This window comes from Microbacterium sp. ZW T6_19, assembly GCF_044987465.1.
Lineage (GTDB): Bacteria > Actinomycetota > Actinomycetes > Actinomycetales > Microbacteriaceae > Microbacterium > Microbacterium natoriense_A.
Window position 1 is genome coordinate 147,010 of the sequence record NZ_JBJDRH010000002.1, and the last position, 14,679, is coordinate 161,688.

Annotated in this window: 13 protein-coding genes; 12 read left to right on the top strand and 1 reads right to left on the bottom strand. The window is 68.6% G+C overall.

The features are described 5' to 3' along the window. Positions 1-19: 19 nt before the first annotated feature. The 4 genes from nirB to ACI3KT_RS03155 are packed head-to-tail and all read left to right on the top strand — an operon-like array spanning position 20 to position 4,840. The gene (gene nirB, locus ACI3KT_RS03140) at positions 20-2,590 is read left to right on the top strand and encodes a nitrite reductase large subunit NirB (RefSeq protein WP_404902530.1); all 2,571 of its coding nucleotides are present in this window, start codon (positions 20-22) and stop codon (positions 2,588-2,590) included. Continuing rightward, complete coding sequence (gene nirD, locus ACI3KT_RS03145; protein ID WP_404902531.1) at positions 2,587-2,955, top strand: nitrite reductase small subunit NirD; 369 nt, start codon at positions 2,587-2,589, stop codon at positions 2,953-2,955. The genes nirB and nirD overlap by 4 nt, the downstream gene beginning before the upstream one ends. Beyond that, a complete protein-coding gene (cobA, locus tag ACI3KT_RS03150) occupies positions 2,952-3,716 on the top strand; it encodes a uroporphyrinogen-III C-methyltransferase (protein ID WP_292910899.1) in 765 nt (254 codons plus the stop codon). Before nirD ends, cobA begins: the two co-directional genes overlap by 4 nt. Further along, positions 3,713-4,840, top strand: a complete 1,128-nt coding sequence (locus ACI3KT_RS03155) for a uroporphyrinogen-III synthase (protein ID WP_404902533.1) — start codon at positions 3,713-3,715, stop codon at positions 4,838-4,840. Before cobA ends, ACI3KT_RS03155 begins: the two co-directional genes overlap by 4 nt. Before the next feature lie 113 nt (positions 4,841-4,953). Here ACI3KT_RS03155 and ACI3KT_RS03160 read toward each other — a convergent pair whose 3' ends face one another. Then, positions 4,954-5,241 carry a hypothetical protein gene (locus ACI3KT_RS03160; RefSeq protein WP_307296992.1) on the bottom strand — a complete coding sequence of 96 codons (288 nt, stop codon included), beginning with the start codon at positions 5,239-5,241 and terminating at the stop codon, positions 4,954-4,956. A gap of 90 nt (positions 5,242-5,331) precedes the next feature. Here ACI3KT_RS03160 and ACI3KT_RS03165 point away from each other — a divergent pair, with 90 nt between their 5' ends. The 8 genes from ACI3KT_RS03165 (at position 5,332) to ACI3KT_RS03200 (ending at position 14,666) form a co-directional block, all read left to right on the top strand. After that, positions 5,332-6,663 carry a replication-associated recombination protein A gene (locus ACI3KT_RS03165; protein WP_307296990.1) on the top strand — a complete coding sequence of 444 codons (1,332 nt, stop codon included), beginning with the start codon at positions 5,332-5,334 and terminating at the stop codon, positions 6,661-6,663. A 38-nt stretch (positions 6,664-6,701) separates the two neighbouring features. Further along, entirely contained in the window at positions 6,702-7,997 is a 1,296-nt protein-coding gene (locus ACI3KT_RS03170) for an acyltransferase (protein ID WP_404902534.1), read from the top strand. Between the two features lie 161 nt (positions 7,998-8,158). Then, positions 8,159-8,788, top strand: coding sequence for a 30S ribosomal protein S4 (gene rpsD, locus ACI3KT_RS03175; protein WP_292910889.1), 630 nt, complete (start codon positions 8,159-8,161; stop codon positions 8,786-8,788). A 105-nt stretch (positions 8,789-8,893) separates the two neighbouring features. Beyond that, positions 8,894-9,082 carry a hypothetical protein gene (locus tag ACI3KT_RS03180; protein ID WP_045258523.1) on the top strand — a complete coding sequence of 63 codons (189 nt, stop codon included), beginning with the start codon at positions 8,894-8,896 and terminating at the stop codon, positions 9,080-9,082. Between the two features lie 58 nt (positions 9,083-9,140). Next, on the top strand, positions 9,141-11,801 hold the full coding sequence (alaS, locus tag ACI3KT_RS03185) for an alanine--tRNA ligase (protein WP_292910886.1): 2,661 nt from the start codon (positions 9,141-9,143) through the stop codon (positions 11,799-11,801). Further along, on the top strand, positions 11,798-12,271 hold the full coding sequence (ruvX, locus tag ACI3KT_RS03190) for a Holliday junction resolvase RuvX (protein ID WP_292910884.1): 474 nt from the start codon (positions 11,798-11,800) through the stop codon (positions 12,269-12,271). The genes alaS and ruvX overlap by 4 nt, the downstream gene beginning before the upstream one ends. A gap of 2 nt (positions 12,272-12,273) precedes the next feature. Continuing rightward, positions 12,274-13,854 (top strand): endolytic transglycosylase MltG, encoded by a 1,581-nt coding sequence (gene mltG / locus ACI3KT_RS03195; RefSeq protein WP_404902536.1) that lies wholly within the window; start codon positions 12,274-12,276, stop codon positions 13,852-13,854. Then, positions 13,854-14,666 carry a shikimate dehydrogenase gene (locus ACI3KT_RS03200; protein WP_404902538.1) on the top strand — a complete coding sequence of 271 codons (813 nt, stop codon included), beginning with the start codon at positions 13,854-13,856 and terminating at the stop codon, positions 14,664-14,666. The genes mltG and ACI3KT_RS03200 overlap by 1 nt, the downstream gene beginning before the upstream one ends. The last annotated feature ends 13 nt before the right edge of the window (positions 14,667-14,679 follow it).

Sequence of the window (14,679 nt, forward strand, 5' to 3'; positions counted from 1 at the left end):
CTTTCCTATCGTCGCAGTCATGAACCAGACAGCATCCGAGATCGTGGTCGTCGGCGCCGGCATGGTCGCGCACCGTTTCGTGGAGAGTCTGCTGAGCCGCACGGATGCCGCAGTGCGCGTTCACGTGTTCGGCGATGAGGGCCGCGGCCCCTACGACCGCGTCGGACTCACCGGTTTCTTCTCAGGAGCGACGGGTGACGACCTGACACTCGACAGGTCCGTCTTCGATGACGAGCGGGTGCTGCTGCATCCCGGCGATCGGGTCATGCAGATCGACCGAGCGGCCCGCACGGTGACGACGAGCACGCGCCGCGTCGTGCGCTACGACACACTCGTGCTGGCCACCGGCTCGTACGCTGCGCGCGTCGCCGTCGACGGCGCCGACCTTCCCGGCTGCTTCGTGTATCGCACTCTCGACGACGTGCAGGAGCTGAAGGACTTCGTCGAGCGCCGTCGTCGGATGCTGGACCGGCCGCTTCGCGGCGCCGTGATCGGCGGCGGTCTGCTGGGACTCGAGGCGGCAGGCGCCCTGCAGGGCATGGACGTCGACGCGACCGTGGTGCAGTACTCGGATCGCCTGATGTCGCAGCAGCTCGACGTCGCGGGTGGGGCGATGCTGCGCCGACTGCTCGAGAGCCGAGGCATCAACGTGCGCACCGAGTCGCGCACGACGCGGCTGGACCCCGATCGCACTGGCGCGGTGGCCGCGCTCGAGTTCCAGGACGGCTCGATGCACGAGGCGGACGTCGTCGTGTTCACGGTCGGCGTGCGACCTCGCGACGAACTCGCCCGTTCCGCCGGCCTCGATGTCGACGCGCGCGGCGGCGTGCTCATCGACGAGCGGTGCATCACCAGCGACCCCGACATCCTCGCGATCGGCGAGGTCGCGAACTTCGACGGCAGGTGCGTCGGGCTCGTCGCCCCCGGCTATGCGATGGCCGAGGTGGCCGCGACTCGTCTGCTCGGTGGAGAGGCCTCCTTCCCGGGCTACGACGACTCGTCGAAGCTCAAGCTCTCCGGCGTCGACGTGGCGAGCTTCGGCGACGCGATGGCCACCACGCCGAACGCGCTCGACGTCGTCTACGCCGATGCGGTCGCCGGTGTCTACAAGAAGCTCGTGCTGTCCGACGACGCGCAGACCCTTCTCGGCGGCATCCTCGTCGGCGACGCCTCGGCCTACGGCTCGCTGCGTCCGCTGCTCGGGGCGAAGCTCGGTGCCGACCCGGCCGCCTACCTGCTTCCCGAGGGCGGGAACGAGGCGCCGGGCGGTGAGCTCCCCGACGAGGCGGTCGTCTGCTCGTGCTCGAACGTGTCGGCCGGCCGCATCCGTCAGGCCGTGCATGAAGAGGGATGCATGGACGCAGCGGCGGTGAAGGGGTGCACCAAGGCGGGGGCGACCTGCGGCTCGTGCGTGCTGATGGTCAAGAAGGTGGTCGGGCAAGAGCTCACCAAGCTCGGTCAGACCGTGTCGAACGCGTTGTGCGAGCACTTCGACATGTCTCGCCGGCAGCTGTTCGACGCGGTGCGCGTCGCCGAGCTCACGACTTTCAGCGCGATCGCCGAGCGGTTCGGCCGCGGTCGCGGTTGCGACATCTGCAAGCCGGCGATCGCCAGCATCCTCTCGGTGCTCGTCGGGGCGCATGTGCTCGACGGCGAGAACGCGACTCTGCAGGACACGAACGACCACGTCATGGCGAACATGCAGAAGGACGGCACGTACTCGGTCGTCCCGCGCATGCCCGGTGGCGAAGTCACCCCTGAAGGGCTGCTCGCGATCGGCCAGATCGCGAAGGATTACGCGCTCTACACGAAGATCACCGGCGGACAGCGGATCGACATGTTCGGCGCCCGACTCGAGCAGCTGCCGGCGATCTGGGGTCGGCTGGTGGACGCCGGGTTCGAATCCGGCCACGCCTACGGCAAGTCGCTGCGCACGGTGAAGTCCTGCGTGGGATCGACATGGTGCCGTTACGGTGTCCTGGACTCGGTGGGCATGGCGGTGAAGCTCGAGCTGCGCTACCGCGGACTGCGGGCGCCGCACAAGCTCAAGCTCGGCGTCTCCGGATGCGCACGCGAGTGCGCCGAGGCCCGTGGAAAGGACGTCGGCGTCATCGCGACCGAGACGGGCTGGAACATGTACGTCGGCGGCAACGGCGGGTTCGCGCCCAAGCACGCCCAGCTGCTCGCCTCCGATCTCGACGACGACGGCCTGATCCAGGCGATCGACCGCTTCTTCATGTACTACATCCGCACGGCGGACCGCCTGCAGCGCACAGCGCCGTGGCTCGACGACCTCGAGGGCGGGCTGGACGAGCTGCGTCGAGTCATCTTCGACGACAGCCTGGGGATCTGCGCCGACCTCGACGCGGCGATGGCGCGACACGTCGATCGCTATGAGGACGAATGGGCTGCGACGCTGCGCGACCCCGAGAAGCTGCAGCGGTTCCATTCGTTCGTGAACGCCACAGACACGCCCGACCCGTCGCTCGCCTACGTCGCCGAGCGCGGGCAGATCCGCCCAGCCACATCAGAGGAACGACGCACCGGCGGCGTCCTCATCGCCGGAACTGCACTGGAGGTACGCCGATGACGCTCATCACAGAGGACACGATGGTGCGCATCTGCTCCCTCGACGACCTGGAAGTCGAACGGGGGAGGGCTGCGCTGATCGACGTGCAGCAGATCGCCTTGTTCCGGCTGCCAGACGGCAGCGTGCACGCCGTCGACAACTTCGACCCGTTCAGTGGAGCGAACGTCATCTCGCGCGGCATCGTCGGCACGCGGGGAGCATCGGCGACGGTCGCCTCGCCGTTGCACAAGCAGGTGTTCGACCTGATGACGGGCACCTGCCTGGATTCGCAGGGCAAGCAGCCGGTGAGCGGTGTGGATGCCGCGCTGCGCGTGTGGCCCGTGCGGATCATCGGCGGCGACGTGTACATCGAGGTGGCATCGTGAGCCGCACACGCGTGGGCCGCGTCGATCTGATCGGAGGCGGCCCCGGCCCCGCCGATCTCATGACGATCCGGGCCTACCGACTGCTCCGCGAGGCGGAGGTGATCGTCGCCGACAGGCTCGGCCCGTTCGACGAGCTGCGGTCCGAGATCCCCTCCGACGTGCTGGTGATAGACGTCGGCAAGCGGCCGGGTCATCACCCGGTGCCGCAGGAGCAGATCAACGCCCTGCTGGTCGAGCATGCCAGGGCGGGCAGACGCGTCGTGCGGCTGAAAGGCGGCGACCCCTTCGTGTTCGGACGCGGAGGCGAAGAGGTGCTCGCGTGCCAAGCCGCAGGCATCCCCGTGAGTGTGACACCCGGCATCAGCAGCGCGATCTCCGTCCCGCAGGCGGCGGGCATCCCTGTCACGCACCGGGGCGTCTCGGCCGGAATCCACGTCATGAACGGTCAGGGAGACATCACACCGAGCGCCCTCGCCTCGATGGCGGACCCGGCGGTGACCACGGTCGTGCTGATGGGCGTGGCCGCGATCGGCCGGATCTCGGCATCCGCTCTGAATGCCGGAGTATCTCCGTCGACGCCGGTCGCCATCGTCGAGAACGGCTCCACGCCGCTTCAGCGCACGATCCGCACGACGGTGGGCACTATCGTGGCGGATGCAGAGGAGGCCAACGTGATCAATCCCGCCGTGATCGTCATCGGTGAGGTGGCCAGGGAAGGGCTGCTGCTCCCCGCTGATGTCCTGGCCGTGGGTACCGCGTGACCCGCCCGCGCGTCCTCGAACACGCACTCGCCGGCTGCACGATCATCGTGGCAGCCGATCGTCGTTCCATCGACCTCGCCACGGCTCTCGAGCGCCGTGGCGCCGTCGTGCACCGCGCACCTGCGCTGAGCATCGTGCCCAACGTCGACGATGCCGAGCTCCTGCGGCGCACACGACTGCTGATCGAGTCGCCGCCCGACATCGTGATCGTCACGACGGGCGTCGGATTCCGCGGCTGGATGGATGCCGTGCACGAGCACGGCATCGACGAGAAGCTGGGCGCGGCCTTCGACGGCGCCCAGTTCATCGCCAGAGGGCCCAAAGCGCACGGCGCGATCCAGCAGGCGGGCTTCAGCGCCGACTGGGTCGCCGAATCCGAGACCTCGGCCGAGGTCGGCGAGTATCTGCTCGCGAGCGGTGTCGCAGGAAAACGCATCGTCGTACAGCACCACGGCGCAGGATCGGACGGGTTGGACGAACTTCTCGCCGATGCAGGCGCCGATGTGCTCAGCGTCGTCGTCTACCGCTGGGGGCCGCCGCCGAATCCCGACGTGGTCCGGAGGTCGGCGCTGCAGGCGGCCGCGGGCGAAGCGGATGCCGTGCTCTTCACATCCGCCCCGGGAGCCGCGTCGTGGCTCGCCGTCGCCGAGGAGGCCGGGGCTCTGGACGGCATCCGTCGCCGCGCGGCATCCGGACGTCTGCTGATCGCCGCCGTCGGCCCTGTGACCGCCGTCCCGTTGCAGGAGGCGGGCCTCACCCTGACGATCGCCGACCGCGGACGGCTGGGCTCCCTCGCGCGTACGGTCATCGCGTACTTCGGTGGAGGCAAGGCTCCGTCGGTGTACACCGACGAGGGCCGCGTCGAGGTCCGAAGCGGAGGCGCGATCGTCGACAACAGATTCGTCCCGCTCTCGCGCACGGGCTCCGTGTTGCTGGAAGTGCTCGCCGACGCCGGAGGACGCGTGCTCTCGCGCGCAGAGCTGAGCGCGGTGCTGCCGGGCGGCGAGCGCAACGCGCACGCTGTGGAGGTGGCAGTGGCGCGTGTCCGCGAATCTCTCGGAGCAAGAGACCTCATCCAGACCGTCGTCAAGCGCGGGTACCGGCTCGCGGTCTCCGACCGCTGATCCCTGACACAGGGGGAGACCCGCGAGCAGCAGCCCACCGATGAGGTTGCTGACGACGGTCGAGATCTCGTTCCAGATCTCACAGGCGCGGACGGCGCCGTGTCAGCGCAGGATCACTCCGCAGGCGTCTCGACCGGTGTCGGCTCGGGGGCCGGGGCGTCCGTGGGCGCGACTGTCGAGGTCGGCGTGGGCGTCGGCTCGGGAGCGGTGGCCTGAGCGTGTACGAACTGGCTCGCCACGGCACCGGCGACGATGAGGCCGCCCAGGATGCCGGCGATCGTGTTGTCGCGTACGCGACGACGGATCCGACCGTCGTGCCAGGACGTGCGCGCTGCGTGCAGTCGAGCGCGCTCTGCCTCCGTGCGCGCCTGCTGTGCGCTCTTCGAACCGCGTGCGGCCATGCCGTGTGCTCCCTTACTGGACGTGAAACGACGACGTCGCCTGAGAGCCTATCGTCGCCGGCGTCGGAGGCCGGCATTAGCCTGGAGTGCATGACCTCCGCCGCCGCGCTCCTCTCCGGGCAGACGCCGCTCGCCGTGCGCATGCGGCCGATCTCGCTGGCCGAGGTCGCCGGGCAGAAGCATCTGCTGCGCGCCGGCTCGCCGATCGTGGCGCTGGCCGACCCGGCCGCCGCCTCGCCGGGAGCGGTGTCGATCATCCTGTGGGGACCTCCCGGCACCGGCAAGACGACGCTCGCTCAGGCGATCGCCCGCTCGTCCGGCAGGCGGTTCGTCGAGCTCTCGGCGATCACGGCGGGCGTCAAGGACGTGCGCGAGGTCATGCAGGAGGCGATCACGCAGCGCGACCTGTACGGGCAGACGACCATCCTGTTCCTCGACGAGATCCACCGGTTCACGAAGGCCCAGCAGGACGCGCTGCTCCCGGGTGTCGAGAACGGCTGGGTGCTGCTCATCGCGGCGACGACCGAGAACCCCTCGTTCTCGGTGATCTCGCCGCTGCTGTCGCGGTCGCTGCTGCTGACCCTGCAGCCCCTCACCGACGATGACATCGGCCTCCTCATAGACCGCGCCGTCACTGATGCGCGCGGACTGAACGGCGCGGTCACGCTCGCCGACGAGGCGCGATCGTCGCTGATCCGGCTCGCTTCGGGCGACGCACGCCGCGCTCTCACCGGGCTGGAGGCCGCGGCCGCGGTGGCGTTGTCGAACGCAGGAGACGACAAGAATCCGGCCGTCAGCGGCGACGACGTCGCGCAGGCCGTCGACAAGGCGCTGCTGCGCTACGACCGGCAGGGTGACGAGCACTACGACGTGATCAGCGCCTTCATCAAGTCGATCCGCGGATCCGACCCCGATGCGGCTCTGCACTATCTGGCACGCATGATCGAGGCAGGGGAGGACCCGCGCTTCATCGCGCGGCGACTGGTCATCTCGGCGTCGGAAGACGTCGGGCTCGCCGATCCGCAAGCGCTGACGATCGCTGTCGCCGCGGCCGACGCCGTCGCATTCATCGGCATGCCCGAGGGGCGGATCCCGCTCGCCGAGGCGACGGTGTACCTCGCGACGACAGCGAAGTCGAACGCCGCCTACGAGGGCATCAACGCGGCGATCGCCGACATCCGCGCGGGTGGATTCGGACGCGTGCCGGTGCATCTGCGCGATGCGCACTACCCGGGGGCGAAGCGACTCGGGCACGGGCGCGGATACGTGTACCCCCACGACAGCGAGTTCGGCATCCTTCCCCAGCAGTACCTCCCCGACGAACTCGAGGGTCGCCGTTACTACGAGCCGAAGAACCTCGGAGCCGAACGCGACATCACTGCGCGGCTCGAGAAGATCCGCCGCATCCTCGACGACCGCTGATCCGTTGAGAGGCTCGGCCCACCCCCTACAGTGGGCACATGTCACGCAGTCCGATCCGGATCCCGCCCGACCGCGACCTCTCGATCGACTTCGTGCGTGCGATCTGCCTGCCGATCGTCGTGCTGCTGCACGCGTTCCAGATGGGGATCGACGGCGAGCCGCTTAGGGCGTTCAACGCGCTGGCCGAGTGGAAGCCGCTGGCAGGCATCACATGGATCGGCATGATCATGCCGACGTTCTTCATCGCGGGCGGCTTCGCCGGCATCACGACATGGCGACGGCTGCGTCACCGAGGGGAGACAGCGGGGGAGTACATCCGAGTGCGCGCGCTGCGACTCGCCCGCCCTGTGCTGCTCGCCATGGTCGGCGTTCTCGTGACGATCGGTGCGATGGCCGCACTCGGAGCCGATCCCGAGTTCTTGCGCAGCTTCGCTTTCCGGCTCGCCGAGCCGCTGTGGTTCATCGCGGTCTACGCGATCTGCACCTCCTGCGTGCCGCTGATGGCGTGGTTGCACCACCGTGCGGCGTGGGCGACCTACTTCACGCTCGCCGCTCTCGTCGTCGTGATCGACCTGGCAGGCAAGTACCTGGGCGTGCCGCTCGGCGCGTTGAACTGGCTGTTCCTCTGGCTGTTCGTGCAGCAGCTCGGCTTCGGCGTGCGAGACCAGTGGTACTCGCGCCGGCCCGCGTGGCTGCTGCTCGCGCTCGCGCTGGTGGCCTACGCGCTGATCGGCGTGGCGGTGTTCGGTATGGGATACGACCCCGACATGATCGCGAACCTGAACCCGCCGACCGTCGTCCTGCTGCTCCTCGGACTCGCTCAGGTGTATCTGTTCACGCTGCTGCAGCCGGCGATCCGCGCGCTCATGCGACGGCGAGCGGTGCTCGTCACCATCGGAGCCCTCGGCATCTACGGCATGGTCGTGTACCTGTGGCACACTGTCGCGATGGCCGTGGTCGTCGGCGTGCAGCTCGCGCTCGGGCTGCCTTTCCCGAGCGTGCTGAGCACAGAGTGGTGGATCACGCGCGTCCCGTGGCTGCTCGCGATCTTCGCAGTGATCACGGTGTTCTGCGTGATCATCCCTCCGATCGAGAAGCGCTGGCCGGCAGAGCGCCCTCGGATCATGCCGCTGTGGGCGGCCGCGCTGTGCACGCTGCTGCTGGTCGCGGCGGTCGGCTGCGTGCTGACGCAGGGTTATCTGACGCCGTGGACGGTGGTCGCGGTGTGCGCGCTGGCGGCGTCGATCGTGTGGCTCACGGCAGGAGGACCAGGGGCTGCGCAGGGCGAGCGGATGCTCGAAGACGCCGGAGTCCGCGGCATCCCGCGGGAGTGATTGCCGATCTGTTAGACTTGACCGGCTCGAAACCGAGTTTTCGGGCATCTCCTCGTTCACACCCCACCTTGCTGGCGCCCCGGCGTGCGCTCCAAGGCAGAACGCGGTGATACGTCCGCGAGTCGCGAAAGTCGCGACCGCGTCATCGGAAGGACAGCTTCGTGACCACGAAGTCCCAGGACCGCCGCAAGGTGCGTCTCAGCCGCGCCCTCGGCGTCGCTCTCACCCCGAAGGCCGCACGCTACCTCGAGAAGCGTCCCTACGCTCCGGGCGAGCACGGCCGCACCAAGCGCAAGGCAGACAGCGACTACGCCGTCCGCCTTCGTGAGAAGCAGCGTCTGCGCGAGCAGTACGGCATCCGCGAGAAGCAGATGCGCAACACGTTCAACGAGGCCCGCCGCACCGAGGGTCTGACGGGTGAGAACCTCGTCGAGCTCCTCGAGATGCGTCTCGACGCCCTCGTGCTGCGTTCGGGCTTCGCCCGCACCACCGCGCAGGCTCGCCAGCTCGTCGTGCACCGCCACATCCTCGTCGACGGCCAGCTCGTCGACCGCCCGTCGTTCCGCGTGAAGCCGGGTCAGCTCGTCCACGTCAAGGCCAAGAGCGAGGGCACCGAGCCCTTCCAGGTCGCAGCAGCCGGCGGCCACGCCGAGGTCCTGCCTCCCGTTCCGGGCTACCTCGAGGTCGAGCTCGACAAGCTCCAGGCTCGTCTGCTCCGTCGCCCGAAGCGCGCCGAGGTCCCCGTGACCTGTGAAGTGCAGCTCGTCGTCGAGTACTACGCAGCTCGCTGATCCAGCGTTCCGCACAAGAGGCGTCGGGGTGACCCGACGCCTCTTGTCGTTTCCGCATACGATGGAGGCACCGCGCCCTCGCGGGCACAAGGCAAGGATGATCACATGAAGAACGTGCTCTGGTTCCTGATCGGCGTGATCGGCGGCTTCGTCGCGGCGCACTTCATGAACAAGGACCCGCGCGGTCACGACCTCCTGGCCGAGCTCGACGCCAGAATCAACGGATTCACCGCGATCATCGGCGACGCGTATCGCGAGCAGGAGGCGCGGCTCACCGAGCCCGCTGACGACTGAATCGCGCTCTCGCGCGGCACCTCACTCCCTTTCACACGCAAGGACACCCGGCACAGCTATGAAAACTGCGGAGATCGCGCAGCGCTATCTCGACTTCTTCGAGAAGAACGACCACCTCATCGTCCCCTCGGCATCGCTGGTCAGCGACGACCCGTCGCTGCTGTTCACCGTCGCAGGCATGGTGCCGATGATCCCGTACCTCACGGGGGTCGTTCCCGCGCCGCATCCGCGCATCGCGGATCTGCAGAAGTGCATCCGCACCAACGACATCGAAGAGGTGGGCCGCACCGCTCGCCATGGCACGTTCTTCCAGATGCTCGGGAACTGGTCGTTCGGCGACTACTTCAAAGAGGGAGCGATCCGCTACGCCTGGGAGCTGCTGACCTCGTCCGAGGCAGATGGCGGTCTCGGTTTCGACGAGAAGGATCTCTGGGTCACCGTCTACGAGACGGATGACGAAGCCGAAGCGATCTGGCGGGACATCATCGGCCTCAAGCCCGAGCGCATCCAGCGACTCGGCCGCGCAGACAACTACTGGAACACCGGCCAGCCGGGACCTGGTGGACCCGACAGCGAGATCTTCTTCGACCGCGGGCCCGCCTACGGCAAGGACGGCGGACCGGCCGCCGACGACTCGCGGTTCCTGGAGATCTGGAACCTCGTGTTCATGCAGGACTTCATCGAGAACATCCGAGGCAAGACCGAGTTCGACATCGTCGGCGAGCTGCCGATGAAGAACATCGACACCGGCATGGGCCTCGAGCGCGTCGCGTTCCTCAAGCAGGGCGTCGAGAACATGTACGAGACCGATCAGGTCCGTCCTGTGCTCGACCGCGCAGTCGAGCTGTCCGGCCGCACCTACGGGGCCGTTCACGAAGACGACGTGCGTTTCCGCGTGATCGCCGATCACGTCCGCTCCTCGCTCATGCTGCTCTCCGACGGCGTCCGACCGTCGAACGAGGGCCGCGGCTACATCCTGCGCCGCCTGATGCGCCGCACCGTCCGCGCCATGCGTCTGCTGGGCGTCGATGAGCCCGTCTTCCCTGAGCTTTTCGCGACATCCCGCGACGCCATGAAGACCGCCTACCCGGTTCTCGAGACCGACTGGTCGACGCTGTCGGCATCGGCCTTCGCCGAGGAGGAGACTTTCCGTCGCACGCTCGCTGCGGGCTCGACGATCCTCGACCTCGCCCTGGACGAGACCAAGAAGGGCGGCGGATCGCAGCTCAGCGGCTCTGAGGCGTTCCTGCTGCACGACACCTACGGCTTCCCGATCGACCTCACCCTCGAGGTCGCCGAAGAGGCGGGCCTCGCGGTCGACCGTGCGGCGTTCGACTCGCTCATGCAGGAGCAGCGGCAGCGCGCCAAGGCCGACGCCCGAAACCGCAAGCGCCAGCTGGCCGACGTCTCGGTGTACCGGGATCTCCGCGCACTCGGCGAAACCGGATTCGACGGCTACACGGCTCTCGAAGTCGAATCCCGCATCCTCGGGATCCTCGTGGACGGCCAGTCGGTCGCGAGCGCCTCCGAAGGGGCGATCGCCGAGGTCGTGCTCGCTGAGACCACGCTGTACGCCGAGTCCGGTGGACAGGTGGCCGACAAGGGCACGATCGTCGGTCCCGGATTCGAACTCGAGGTGCTCGACGTCCAGCGCCCCGTTCCCGGTCTCATCAGCCACACGGTCGAGGTCAGCCGCGGCACGGTCGCGGTGGACGACGCCGCGACCACAGTGGTTGACGCGGCGAACCGCCGCGCCGCCCGACAGGCCCACTCCGCCACGCACCTCGTGCACGCCGCCCTTCGCGACACTCTCGGCAAGACGGCCACGCAGGCCGGCTCGCTGAACCGCGCCGGTTACATGCGCTTCGACTTCTCGTGGTCGCAGGCCCTTTCGGCCGACACGCGCACCGAGATCGAGGAGATCACGAACCGTGCCGTGCAGGACGCCCTCGAAGTGACCACGCGCATCGTCTCGCTCGACGAGGCCAAGGAAGCCGGTGCCATGGCGCTGTTCGGAGAGAAGTACGGCGACGTCGTGCGCATGGTCGACATCGGCGGTCCCTGGTCGCGCGAGCTGTGCGCCGGCACGCACGTCTCCACGAGTGCGGAGATCGGTCTGGTCAGCATCGTCGGGGAGTCGTCCGTGGGCGCGTCCAACCGCCGCATCGAGGCCCTCGTCGGCCAGGACGCGTTCCGTGACCTCGCCGCCGAGCGTGCTCTCGTCTCTCAGCTGAGCACCTCTCTGAAGACCCCGCGCGAGCAGCTGCCGGAACGCATCGCAGACCTCGCCGCGAGCCTGAAAGCCGCCGAGAAGCGCATCGCGCAGTTCGAGGCGAAGGAACGCGCCGGTCAGGTTCCCGCCATCGCGGACGCAGCGGTGCGCGTCGGCGACTTCCATGTCGCTGCGCAGTCGCTCGGCGAGATCGCCTCTGCAGACGACGTGCGAGACCTCGTGCTCGGAGTACGTGACCGTCTCGGCTCGGCGGCGGCGGTCGTCGCTCTCGGCGCCGTCGTGAACGGCCGGCCCGTCGTCGTCGTCGCCACCAACGACGCGGCGCGCAAGGCCGGCGCCAAGGCCGGCGCCCTCGCGAAGCGCGCTGCAGGCATCCTCGGCGGCGGCGGCGGCGGACGCGACGACGTCGCTCAGGGCGGTGGGACGGATGCCGCGGCTCTGCCTTCGGCGCTCGACGCCGTCTCTCAGGAGCTGCACGCAGCGTGAGCGGGTTCCGTCGCGGCGTGCGGCTCGGGATCGACGTCGGCAAGGCGCGGGTCGGCGTCGCTCGCTGCGATCCTGACGGCATGCTCGCGGTGCCGGTCGAGACCGTGCCGCGCTCGGAGTCGTCGATCGATCGTCTCGTAGAGCTCTCGGTCGAGTACGAGCCGCTGGAGTTCGTCGTCGGTCTGCCCGTCAACATGCGAGGAGACGACACCGCGTCGACCGTGGACGCTCGGGAGTTCGCTGCCGCGGTCCATGAGCGCACCGGCATCCCTGTGCGTCTCGTCGACGAGCGGTTGAGCACGGTGACCGCCCACGCCGCCCTTCGTTCTTCGGGCAGAACCCAGAAGAACTCTCGTAGCATTGTGGATCAGGTCGCCGCGGTTGTGCTTCTGCAGCAGGCGATCGACACGGAGAAGAGCACGGGAAGAGCTCCCGGCTCCATGATTCCGCTCGATGAGGAGTCCCGCTGACCATGCCCGAACGTGAGAGTGCGTCCCCCCAGCACGATCCGGACGCCCGCCTCGGCGACCTGTTCGAGAACCTTCCCGATCCGTCGCCGCAGATTCCCGTCGTCGACGACGCGCCCCCAGCCCCGGGCTCCCGTCGCGCCGCACGCGAGGCCGCAGCGGCTGCGTCCGGCGCCGCGGCTCCGACCGCTCACGCCTCCGCGTCTTCCGAGAGGCCCGCGAGCGCCGAGCAGCCCGCGTCGGTCGAACAGAATCCGCCTGCGGAACCGACGATCGCTGCCGAGCCGTCGCCGCCCGCCGAAGCAGCGGTCACGTCGTCAGCGCCGCTCCCGGCATCCGATGCGATGCCGGTTCAGCCGACCGCTCAGACGGAGCAGGAGGCATCGACGCCAATCGGCGCCGCTGCACCGGCGCCGACACCGACATCGACACCGACGCCAGCCGCTCCTGCTCTCGGCGGCGGGCTCGACGACCTGTTCCACGACGACCACGACGAGCATCCCCGCACGCCGAAGAAGAAGCGTCGCACGGGCTGCCTCGTGGCTCTCATCATCGTGCTCGCCGTCCTCGGCGGGCTCGCAGCGGGTGGCGCGTGGGTGTGGAACACCTATGGCGACAAGATCAGCGACGCGATGGGTTGGGGCGACCCGAAGGACTGGGAACCGGATCTCGCGACAGGCGAGGCGATGGTGACGATCAGCGAGGGCGACACAGGACAGCCGGTGTCCGCCGCGCTCTACGAGGCCGGCGTCACGCGCACCGAAGACGTGTTCTACGACTATCTGCTCGAAGAAGACCCCAACGCGACCTTCTACCCGGGTGTGTACAGGTTGCAGAAGAAGATGACGGCCGCCGCCGCGCTCGAGGCTCTGCAGAACCCCGACAACAAGCTCGAGAACACCGTGTCGGTCGCGGAAGGCGGCACGATCGCGTCGATCCTGCCGAGCATCGCCGACACGATGGGCTTCCCGATCGAGGAGTTGCAGGCTGCCGTCGCCGACCCCGGCGTGTACGGAGTCGCCGCCCAGTCTCTCGAAGGCTGGCTGTTCCCGGCCGTGTACACCTTCGACCCAGGAGTGACCTCGACGCAGGTGATCCAGCGCATGGTCGACCGCACGCGCGAGTCGCTCGCCGCTGCCGGCGTGCCGGATGCCGACGCCGAGAGGATTCTCACGATCGCGTCGATCATTCAGCGCGAGGGCCGCACGGACGACTTCGCGAAGGTGTCGCGCGTGATCCAGAACCGCCTCGACATCGACATGAAGCTGCAGATGGACTCGACCGCGCAGTACGGTTACGGTTCGCTGCACGAGGGCGTCGTCTCGAGCTCGAAAGAAGCCCTCGAGGATCCGAACCCGTGGAACACCTACGTCAACACGGGACTCCCCGTGACGCCGATCGCGAGCGCGAGCGATGCCGCCATCGACGCGGCCATGCACCCGGCAGACGGTCCCTGGCTCTACTTCGTGACGGTGAACCTCGAGACCGGTGAGACGGTGTTCTCCACCACCTACGAAGAGCACCAGGCTGCGATCAAGCAGTGGGACGCCTGGTGCAAGGCGAACCCAGACGGCGGCTGCAGCTGATGAGCCGCTCGCGGCTGGCGGTGTGGGGCGACCCCATCGCGCACTCGAAGTCCCCTCTGCTGCATGCGGCCGCCTATCGGGTTCTCGGATTCGACTGGGAGTACGACCGCCGACAGGTGACGGAGGCCGAATTCGCAGGTGCGGTGCGCGATCTGGACGACTCCTGGCGCGGCCTGTCGCTGACGATGCCTTTGAAAGACGAGGCGTTCCGCGTCGCCGACTCGCACGATGCACATGCCGAGCTGACCGGAGTCACCAACACGCTCCTGCTGGGCGAGCGGATCGCGGGGTTCAACACGGACGTCGGGGGAATCGTCGACGCGCTCGGGGAGAACGGCGTCGTCGCGCCGGACGCGGTGCGACTCCTGGGAGCGGGGGCGACGGCGGCATCCGCCCTCGTCGCCGTGAGCGACATGGGGGCCGGCCGCGTCGATGTACGGGCCCGCAGACCGGATCGAGCCTCGGGACTGGTCGCTCTGGGCGAGAAGCTCGGCGTCACGGTCACCGTGTCGACGTTCGACGAGCCCGCCTCCACGGTCGAGCTGACGATCGCCTCGCTTCCCGGTGGGACCGCGCTCGATGAGAGCGTCGTGCGCCCGCTGGCCGATCACGGCGGGGTGCTTTTCGACGTCGCGTACTCACCGTGGCCGTCGGCGCTCGCGAGCGCGTGGACAGGCGGTGAGGCGATCGCAGGACTCGGGATGCTCCTGCACCAGGCCGTGCGGCAGATCCGCGTCTTCGCACACGGCGACCCCGCGGCCGTGCTGCCCGATGAGGCCGCCGTGGTGGCGGCGATGCGCGCGGTTCTGTAGCGACGGGACGTCA